The sequence below is a fragment of the Cuniculiplasma thermophilum genome (genome assembly GCF_052315355.1).
Lineage (GTDB): Archaea > Thermoplasmatota > Thermoplasmata > Thermoplasmatales > Thermoplasmataceae > Cuniculiplasma.
In genome coordinates, this window is record NZ_JBLSDF010000051.1 from 1 (window position 1) to 9434 (window position 9434).

At 40.9% G+C, this 9434-nt stretch carries 9 protein-coding genes; 8 read left to right on the forward strand and 1 reads right to left on the reverse strand.

Annotated features, from left to right (window positions below):
- Both ACNF42_RS08045 and ACNF42_RS08050 read left to right on the forward strand, forming a co-directional pair.
- On the forward strand, nt 1-1449 hold a 1449-nt coding region (locus ACNF42_RS08045), incomplete at its 5' end, for a hypothetical protein (protein ID WP_443340244.1).
- 362 nt (nt 1450-1811) lie between these two features.
- Nucleotides 1812-2741 (forward strand): NAD-dependent epimerase/dehydratase family protein, encoded by a 930-nt coding sequence (locus tag ACNF42_RS08050; RefSeq protein WP_443340245.1) that lies wholly within the window; start codon nt 1812-1814, stop codon nt 2739-2741.
- Nucleotides 2742-2748: 7 nt separating this feature from the next.
- On the opposite strand, the gene ACNF42_RS08055 is transcribed toward ACNF42_RS08050, so the two are convergent.
- The gene (locus ACNF42_RS08055) at nt 2749-3414 is read right to left on the reverse strand and encodes a helix-turn-helix transcriptional regulator (RefSeq protein WP_443340246.1); all 666 of its coding nucleotides are present in this window, start codon (nt 3412-3414) and stop codon (nt 2749-2751) included.
- A gap of 84 nt (nt 3415-3498) precedes the next feature.
- Here ACNF42_RS08055 and sufC point away from each other — a divergent pair, with 84 nt between their 5' ends.
- The 6 genes from sufC to ACNF42_RS08085 all read left to right on the forward strand — a co-directional run bounded on the left by sufC (nt 3499) and on the right by ACNF42_RS08085 (nt 9153).
- On the forward strand, nt 3499-4236 hold the full coding sequence (gene sufC / locus ACNF42_RS08060) for a Fe-S cluster assembly ATPase SufC (RefSeq protein WP_443340247.1): 738 nt from the start codon (nt 3499-3501) through the stop codon (nt 4234-4236).
- Between the two features lie 5 nt (nt 4237-4241).
- Nucleotides 4242-5687: a Fe-S cluster assembly protein SufB gene (sufB, locus tag ACNF42_RS08065; protein ID WP_443340249.1), complete on the forward strand. Its 1446-nt coding sequence runs from the start codon at nt 4242-4244 to the stop codon at nt 5685-5687.
- A 6-nt stretch (nt 5688-5693) separates the two neighbouring features.
- Complete coding sequence (locus ACNF42_RS08070) at nt 5694-6899, forward strand: SufB/SufD family protein (protein ID WP_443340250.1); 1206 nt, start codon at nt 5694-5696, stop codon at nt 6897-6899.
- Between the two features lie 19 nt (nt 6900-6918).
- On the forward strand, nt 6919-8190 hold the full coding sequence (locus ACNF42_RS08075) for an aminotransferase class V-fold PLP-dependent enzyme (RefSeq protein ID WP_443340251.1): 1272 nt from the start codon (nt 6919-6921) through the stop codon (nt 8188-8190).
- A complete protein-coding gene (locus ACNF42_RS08080; protein WP_443340252.1) occupies nt 8187-8573 on the forward strand; it encodes an iron-sulfur cluster assembly scaffold protein in 387 nt (128 codons plus the stop codon). Before ACNF42_RS08075 ends, ACNF42_RS08080 begins: the two co-directional genes overlap by 4 nt.
- A gap of 202 nt (nt 8574-8775) precedes the next feature.
- Nucleotides 8776-9153 (forward strand): hypothetical protein, encoded by a 378-nt coding sequence (locus tag ACNF42_RS08085; protein ID WP_443340253.1) that lies wholly within the window; start codon nt 8776-8778, stop codon nt 9151-9153.
- The last annotated feature ends 281 nt before the right edge of the window (nt 9154-9434 follow it).

Below are 9434 nucleotides of genomic sequence, written 5' to 3' on the forward strand. Positions count from 1 at the left end.
ATAACGTACAATCTTTCAGATAATCCTTACGTAGTGGATGTTTTCAACGGGAGATCGGATAGCTATGGAATGATAACAGGATATGTCAACAGCCCTTCCCTTCTAAACATAGCACAGGCATGGAGATATGTGGTTCAAAATAAGGATTACAAGGTATCTTTAATGGAGGAGGCAACCTATTCCTACATAAGAAACAACACATTATACGGTTTTGACTATTTCAACAATATTGAATATTCCCCATTCAATCCTGTATTTAATTCCATCTATTCATTCGAGTCTGATGCAGTAATGAATCCGTTCAATCTTTCAGGCTCACTCTATTTTAACCTATCAGCCCCTGTCTTTGAAAAAAGAATAAATGACATAGGATCGGTGTCTGTATTGAAAGAAAAGAGTTTCATAGGGATATCTGGTGGAGGATGGAATGGAAATGGAAACCCGTGCACCCCATCTGTTGTTGATAAAACAATCAGGATTGAAACATGGACAGGAATGCTTCCCCTTCTCTATTCAAGCATGAATTTACCCTCAGAATCTGAGTTTCTATTTACATCAACAAGTTTTGCATCAACAAGTACCACAATAAGTCCAACTCTAAAATTCAATTCAGCACAGTACACACAGAATCAATCAGGTACATTTCAGTCTACAACCGCCTCCTATGAGGCTACTCTTCCTTACAGTGGCTTGGCATCCTCAAACTCTATTCATTCACCATATAATCAGTCAATTCAATACATATCAAACGTCTCCTTTGAAGCCCTGGAATTCAGGCCATATTACATTACAACTCAAAGGAATAATGATGGTACTTATTACTGTGTTGCAACGTTAGGTCCAAATGTAACAACAATGCAAGTAATAGGAGCAAATAACCCTAGATTGAGGCAAATCGCCCCCTATGATATAGCCAACAATGGAAATGCGTCTAAAACTGCAGACTACTGGTCAACTGTGATCAATATGCTTGGGATTACCCCCAGTCACTCATATCAACTGGGTGCCGGTCATGTTTACAGCAGCTTTGAGATTTCCTATATGGCTAACGAATCCAATAATGCGAATGACTACCTTCAAAAAGTAGAAGGAGGACTTGCGGTTTTTACTGCAGCTATTGGTGTGGCTTTTGCAATCAACGCTGTAACGGATCTAATACCACTGGCAGGTTCAGCTGAAGACTTAGCTGATGAAGTTACACTTGCCTTTGCAGAGATCGGACTTATGGCATCTATCGCAGCTGCATTTACATCTATATCAGTTGTTGTGAATGAGAATGTATCATTCGACACTTTAACAATAGAAAACAACGTGAGGGGAAATAATGGAAGCATTCTTGATGTTTACCTATATGAATCATCGGACAATGTTCATTTCTATGGAAACTCTGGTGATGAATACTCTTTCAATCCCCCTGTTTCTATTGTAAAGGCCATACCAGTAGGATAATTCTTCAAAAAATTTATTTGATATTTGTGTAAGTGATGTAAATGGTTCAACGATCATAACTCCTCCAAACATCAAGAATGCCTCAGACTGTTAGATCTCATATAAAAATGCAAAGTATGGGGTCTCACAATGGATTGTGACCTTGAAGACCGCAAAAATATCCGGAATTTTGGAATGAATCAAGTAGGGATGAGGACTTCCAAATTCACGCCCACGAAGATATGGGTTCTGCCAGCGATGGTAACTCAAATAGCTGAAATGGAATTTCCTCATATAGCAGAGGGAGGATGTCACAGGTATCCTATATATGAAACTCTAGTCATGATCAATGATTTTTTTAAGTTCCCTGCCATGAAGTCCATATGATTAAAATCCTCATTACCGGAAGTAATGGTCAAGTTGGAGCAGAATTAATTAGAATCATTAAATCAAGTATAGATGCAGAAATTTTGTGTACAGATATAACGCCAAGGAATCAGTCCATAGGTGACTTGCAGTTTGAATATCTGGACGTGAAAAGCAAGGAACTTACAGAAAAGATTTTTGAAAAATTCAAGCCGGACCAGGTCTATCATCTGGCATCCATACTATCTGCATCAGGTGAAAAGGATCCATATTTGGCCTATTCTGTTAATCTAACCGGAACAATGAATATTCTAAATGCAAGTGTTAAGTATAACGTAAATAAGGTATTCATCCCTTCTACCATCGGTGTATATGGTCCAGAGGCACCAAAGGAAAATGCACCCATAAGACACGATTCAATTCCAACCACAATGTACGGTATAACAAAGGCAGCTGGCGAGATGCTATTTCAGTATTATTACGAAAAGTTCGATCTGGATGTTAGAAGTCTTAGATATCCAGGGTTGATAAGCTATAGGGTACCCCCAACTGCGGGAACGACAGATTATGCAGTTGATATGATAAGGCACGCGGCCAGAAATTCATCTTACCTTTGTTATCTTGAGAAGGATACTCCCTTGCCCATGATGTATATGCAGGATGCAATGGAATCAACCATCAAATTCATGCATACAGAACCAAGCCGGTTGACAGTAAGAACGGCATATAATGTAATGAGTTATACCTTTACGCCGGAACAGCTCTACAAAGAGATACTTGAGTTTAAACCAAATTTTAAGGTTGATTATAAACCGGATTTCAGACAAAAGATCGCAGAATCCTGGCCACACTCCCTTGACATAACAAAATCGAAATCCGACTGGGATTTCGCCATACGTTATGATCTGAAAAAAACAGTTCAGGATATGATTGAAAATTTACAGTAAATTAATATTATTGATTGTCCAGGTCAACTTCCACAACGCATCTGTTGCCGCCTTCAGAAAATTTTTCCACTATACTGAAATTCTTCTCACCTGATTTTTCTATGAGGTCCTTGCCCAGTACGTCGCATATAACTTTTCCGCTTGTCTTGGCCATTTCGTAGAATATGCAGTTGTGCCTTATGATCCTGACAACTTCCCCATCTATCTCCATTCTTGCGTAATATCCAAGATTATTGAGGGTATCAACAAAGGATTTGAGTTTCTCTATCTTCGCCTCTCTTTCCGTTAAATCTCCAGCATTTGGAACAGGAGATTTTGAAATGAGCCGGTCTGCAACCTTTCCAAGAATTAGGTTCAGTTTCATTTCGCCGAACTCTTCTCTGACCTCAGAGATAAAAGCTTCCATTAACTGTGCATATTTCTTTGGGAATAGTTCCATTCCAGTTTTAGTGATTTCATAATATTTTGAAGGCCTTCCCGTCTTCTCCTTTTTGAAAAATGATCTTACATAGCCCATTCTTTCAAGGGTCTCCATATGCTCTTTCACTGCAGTTTTGTTAATCATAAGATAGGATGAAAGTCCCCCCATACTTTTCTCGCCGTCTGAAAGGTACAAAAGTATCTTTGTTTTCACATCTCCCAGTAAAGGACTTGCTGTTAAATTAACATCCATAACTGTTTAATGTAAAACAATATATTAAGTTTTGTTCATTTAGACACATGAAAGTGTTTAAATAATCTAAACTGATTTGGAATTATGGTAGAATTGAAGATTAAGGATCTGTCTGCAAGCATTGATGGCAAAAAGATCCTGAAAGGGGTTAATTTAACGGTAAAAGGCGGAGAGATTCATGCGCTTATGGGACCTAACGGAGCCGGTAAGAGCACTCTTGGCAACGTTTTAATTGGTCATCCGGACTACACAATTGAAGGTGGTTCCATAATGCTGGACGGGGTTGATCTGACACACAAGACCCCGGAGGAGAGGGCAAGAGCAGGGCTATTCCTTGCATTTCAGAGCCCAATAGCGATACCGGGTGTAAGAATATCATCATTCCTTAGAACTGCATACAAGCAGCTTCATCCAGAAGACAAGACAACGGTTACACAGTTTTTCGATAATGTTAAAAAGCATTTGAAGAAAGTTGGTCTCGATGAATCATTCATGTCAAGGTCTGTAAATGATGGTTTCTCCGGAGGGGAGAGGAAGAGATTCGAAATTCTGCAGATGGCCATACTCAGGCCAAAGATAGTCATTCTTGACGAAATAGATTCAGGACTTGATGTGGATGCACTGAGGCTTGTGGCAGACGAGATAATGGAATATGCCAGTGGTGAAGTTGGTTTCCTCATTGTAACTCACTACCAGAGAATACTGAAAAACATTGATCCAAACTTTGTGCACATACTTGTTAGCGGAAGAATTGAAAAGGAAGGGGATAAGAACCTTGCCCTACAGATAGAGGAAAAGGGTTATGACTGGATAAGGAGCTGATAAAAATGGAAGTACAGGTAGAAAATAAGGAAGAAGAAATAGAAAGATTGCTAGATGGCTTGAAGAATTCCAAGAGTTCAGACTGGGAATTCCATGACAGATATAATCCAATATACTCAACAGGAAAAGGTCTCAACAGGGCAGTGGTTGAGGAGATTTCTGAGATTAAAAAGGAACCGGACTGGATGAGAAGATTCAGGTTGAAGGCCCTCGAGGTGTTTCAGTCAAAGCCAATGCCAAACTGGGGCCCCGATCTATCAGGCATAGACTGGGAAAACACAAACTATTACAATAAGCCTGATGAGAGGAAGGCAAACAACTGGGATGACGTTCCAGACCAGATCAAGGAGACATTCCAGAAGCTTGGAATACCAGAGATGGAGCAAAAGTATCTGGCAGGATCAGTGGCACAGTACGAGAGCGAAGGTGTCTACCATTCCCTGAAAAAGGTGTGGGAGGATAAGGGTGTGGTCTTCATGGATCTGGACTCCGCTGTGAAGAATCACCCCGATCTGGTAAAGGAATACTTCTGTAAGGCTGTTCCAATTACAGACAACAAGTTTGCAGCTCTCAACGGAGCAGTATGGAGTGGAGGTTCATTCCTGTATGTTCCGAAAGGAGTGCACATAGACATGCCTCTCCAGACATATTTCAGAATGAATAACGAAAGCACTGGTCAGTTTGAGCACACCATAGTGGTTGGTGATGAGGGTTCAAGCGTCCATTACATAGAGGGTTGCACCGCCCCAAGATGGGACAAGGACTCACTACACAGCGCCATTGTGGAAATATATGCTCATAAGAACTCTAATGTCAGATACACAAGTGTCCAGAACTGGTCAAAGAGTGTATACAACATGCCAACAAAGAGGGCATGGGTCGATGAAAATGCCAAGATGGAATGGGTTGGCGGATCACTGGGATCAAAGGTCACAATGATATATCCATCCTCATACCTGAGAGGCCCTCATGCCACAACCTCGAACCTGAACATATCACTGGCAGGTCCGGGAACAATAAAGGATACGGGTGCAAAGGCAATCCACATGGCTCCTCACACATCTTCAAAGATAATTGCAAAGAGTATAAGCATAGACGACGGAAAGGCCATATACAGGGGTCTCCTGAGAATGAACAAGGGTGCGGTTGAATCAAGAAGCAGAGTCCAGTGTGACGCACTCCTGATAAACGATCAATCCCAGTCATACACATATCCTCATGACGAAATATACGAGCCCACAGGAACATTCTCACATGAGGCAACTGTTGGAAAGATCGGTACTGAGGAACTGACATATCTCAGATCAAGGGGTCTCTCAGAAGATGAAGCCTCATCAATGATCGTCCTGGGTTTCCTTGATGATGTGATGAGAGAGATTCCAATGGAGTTTGCCATAGAAATGAACAGGCTTGTAAAGCTTGAAATGGGTAAGCTTGGTGCAGTGGGATGATACTTCATGGAGCAGTTCTCTGAAATTCTGAAAACAAGACTCAAGGATCCTGCCTACAATTACAGGCAGGATTCTTTCCTTCTCTTCTTGAGGACTCCCGCAAGGAACTACAAGGAGAGTCCAACTGTCAAGGATTATGTGAAATACACTGACAAAGATCTGGAAGAAATGGCCATGGGTGTCAGGAAAAGAGAAGATTCCGTGATCAGGGAAGGTTATGATATCCAGCTGCGAAACGGTTTTCTTGTAAAATCCAAAGAAATAAATGGGGTCAAGGTGAAAAACATCACTGAGTCCCTGGAAGATATTCCTGCAAAAGTATGGGAAGAGAAGGGAAAGGAGAGGGAGGAATATCTCATAAATGCCTCCTGGTCCTCAGGATATTTCATAAACATAGGAAAGGACGTAAAAACTGAAATAACAATCCTTTCAGAGGAATCCAATAAATCCGGATCAGAAAAGAACGTGATAATGGTTGGTGCATTTTCAAAGGTTACCATAACCGAGGAGATATTCAGTGCATCGGACGATAATTCAAGATGTGTCCAGGGAAAGGCAACCTACATTTTCCTCGACCAGGGTGCAAGTGTGGATTACAACTATCTTCAGGACAAAAACCACTCTGTAATCGATTTTACATTCATCAGGACATTCCAGAGTAAGGAAACAACATTCAAGATTTTCCATGTAAATCATGGTTCAGGGAAGGTAATATTTGTAAACGAATCTTATCAAGAGGGAGATAATTCGGATTACAGAGTGTTCGGCGCAAGTTTCAGCGATGGGGAACAGGAAATAGATATAAGAGACAACACCTTCGAAGTTGGAAAGCACTGCGCTGCTGACGTTCAGGTAAGGGGAGTTGTGACTGGTAAGAGTTCCACAATACACAGGGGAAATGTTGATATCGAAGCTGAAAGTATTGAAACAACAGGTTTCTACGATTCCAGAATACTGCTTCTTTCAAAGGATGGATACGCAAACTCAAAACCGGGCTTACAGATTAAAAATGCAAATACACGTTCAAAGCATGCATCGGCAATCAGTTCTGTGGATTCTGAACAGGTTTTATATCTGGAAAGCAGGGGAATAGGCCATAAGGATGCAATAAATCTCATAACCGGTGGTTTTATTGGCTCACTTGTTGAGAGAAGCAGGAATAAGAGGTTCCAGGAAACAGTGGAAAAGTATGCCGAAGGTATAAGCCTCTGATTTTTTATTTATTTTATTCATGATCAAAATGATGCTTGATCCAGGAGAAATAAGAAAACATTTTCCAATTTATGAGAGATTTGAAAGAGAAAATATAGTGTATCTGGACAATGCAGCAACAACCCAGAAACCTAAAGAAGTAATAGATGCAATTGTAAATTTTTATGAAAACAGCAATTCAAATGTACATCGAGGGGTTTACAGGATAGGGGAAGAGGCGACAGATCTTTACAATAAATCAAGGGAGAATATTGCCAGATTCATTGGAGGAAAGCCTGAGGGGACTATCTTCGTCAGAAATGCAACCGAAGCGCTTAATCTGGCGGCAAACTCACTCACAAGGATGATAGGAAAGGATTTCGAAGTTTTGGTATCCAGAATGGAGCATCATTCCAACATCGTCCCATGGCAGATTGCCTCTGATACATTTGGAATAAAACTCAGAATGATGGAAAGCCACACAGATCGTCCCATTACATGGGATGATGTTCAGAAGGATATATGTGAAAAGACAAAGGTAGTTTCCCTGACTCACGTTTCCAACCTTCTGGGAACAATCAATGATCTAAGTGAAATTGGAGAAAACCTTCATGACAGGGGGATATATTTTATAGTGGACGCGGCGCAGAGCGTTCCTCATATGCCAGTAAATTTTCAGGATCTGAAATGTGATCTGATGGCATTTTCGGGCCACAAGATGCTGGGGCCATCGGGAATAGGTGTTCTAGAGGGAACCCCTGAGATTCTTGGGGACATGCCCCCCTATATGGGTGGTGGAGAAATGATCAAGGAGGTCTTTGAGGATCACTTTATTGCTGCGGATATACCTGAAAAATTTGAGGCAGGAACTCCAAACATAGAGGGTGCCATAGGTCTCTCAGCTGCTGTTGATTTCTTAAGAAAAATTGGAATGGAAGAGATAAGGGCACATGAGAAAGACCTCATATCATACACCTTACAGAGGGAAGAGGAGCTGAATATACCGTCCCTTATATCCTACGGTCCAAGGAACCCTGACATCAGGGGTGGCATATATTCCTTCAATATGAAGAAAAATGTTGAATCAGAAAAGCCCTTTGGGAATGAGGTGCATCCCCATGATATTTCACACCTTGCCGACAGGATTGAAGGTGTCGAACTCAGATCGGGGCATCACTGTGCAATGCCTCAGACAGTATCTCTGGGGGTGTATGCAACTGCACGTGCATCATTTTATATATATAATGACAGGAAGGATGTGGATCACCTGTTCGAAGCCATAGAAAAAATAGGAAAGAAGATGATAAGATGAGTGACGACATAATATACAGCGCAATTATAGATGAGCATTACGAAGAGCCAAGAAATTTCGGGAAGATAGAGAATCCTGATGAGGATATTATGGAAACAAATCCAACATGCGGGGATACAATAGCAATGTATCTGAGACTTGGCGACGGGAAGATCAAGGATATTAAATATGTGGCAAAAGGTTGTTTAATAAGCGTTGCGTCTGCATCTATACTTTCTGAAAGAGTTTCAGGAAGGGAAATCGAAGATGTACTCAAAATGAAAAAGGAGGATATACTGTCCTATTTGGGCATAGATCTTGGGCCTGCAAGGGAGAAATGCGCCCTTCTCTCATACGATGCATTTATAAAGATGCTAAAAAGATACCAGGCAGAGAGAAAATAGTAACTTCATCCACAATCCCTAATTAATTACATTATAGTGGACCTTTTTCATTTATAGTTTTTAGATCTTTTATGTATTCTTTGATGTGGTTTTTCCTTATTTAATGTTTCTATCTGTTAATAATTATTAAATATGAAAATTAAGTATAATAAATATAAATAAAAAAACATTAGTGGTTGATATTTTATTTATTATATTTTTTATGTCCCTTACAGGTATCTCGTCAGGCTCTTCCATTGGGTCCTCAACCATAAGTCTCTCTTCGAGCAGTATTACGGTACAGCAGGGTAGTTCACAATCTGTGAGTTACACTGTCACACTAACCTCAGGAACAACGTGGGGTACTGAAATCACCGCGTCCTCACCTACAGGTATAAGTGTTTCACTCAGCAATCCCTCTGGAGATCCCACATTTTCAGGGACTGCAGATATTTCTGTGGCATCAAGCGTCTCTCCGGGAACATATACAGTCACCTTTAAGGCGACCGGGGACGATCCTTCTACAAATTCGCCTTCTCTCTCAGTACAGGTAACAGCTGTCCAAAAGGCAAGCGGATACTCAAAAATCACTCTCGCCTAGGATGTAGTATCACTCAGTGCATCCAACGAAACAACTATAGACGTTTCCTAATATCCCCATAATTATTCGCCACCGGTAGGTAGAAACGCCGGATGAATCTCTTTTTTACCGAAATCTGTCAGAATAGGCGTGGATGATTCTTAATTTATCTCTTTTTTATTCCTTTCCTCCCAGTTTTTCACTATTTTTCCATAGCTTACGCTACTTTACCCTGTTTTTTCAGCGTAAGTAGGGTAAGCATATTGTAGCCAAGGCAGAGGAACATTGCCTTGACCCTGTAC

What these genes read in the sequence shown, in the direction of transcription:
- ACNF42_RS08050 (WP_443340245.1), top strand. Translation starts at nt 1,812, where the DNA reads ATGATTAAAATCCTCATTACCGGAAGTAATGGTCAAGTTGGAGCAGAA.
- ACNF42_RS08055 (WP_443340246.1), bottom strand. Translation starts at nt 3,414, where the DNA reads ATGGATGTTAATTTAACAGCAAGTCCTTTACTGGGAGATGTGAAAACA.
- sufC (WP_443340247.1), top strand. Translation starts at nt 3,499, where the DNA reads ATGGTAGAATTGAAGATTAAGGATCTGTCTGCAAGCATTGATGGCAAA.
- sufB (WP_443340249.1), top strand. Translation starts at nt 4,242, where the DNA reads ATGGAAGTACAGGTAGAAAATAAGGAAGAAGAAATAGAAAGATTGCTA.
- ACNF42_RS08070 (WP_443340250.1), top strand. Translation starts at nt 5,694, where the DNA reads ATGGAGCAGTTCTCTGAAATTCTGAAAACAAGACTCAAGGATCCTGCC.
- ACNF42_RS08075 (WP_443340251.1), top strand. Translation starts at nt 6,919, where the DNA reads ATGATCAAAATGATGCTTGATCCAGGAGAAATAAGAAAACATTTTCCA.
- ACNF42_RS08080 (WP_443340252.1), top strand. Translation starts at nt 8,187, where the DNA reads ATGAGTGACGACATAATATACAGCGCAATTATAGATGAGCATTACGAA.
- ACNF42_RS08085 (WP_443340253.1), top strand. Translation starts at nt 8,776, where the DNA reads ATGTCCCTTACAGGTATCTCGTCAGGCTCTTCCATTGGGTCCTCAACC.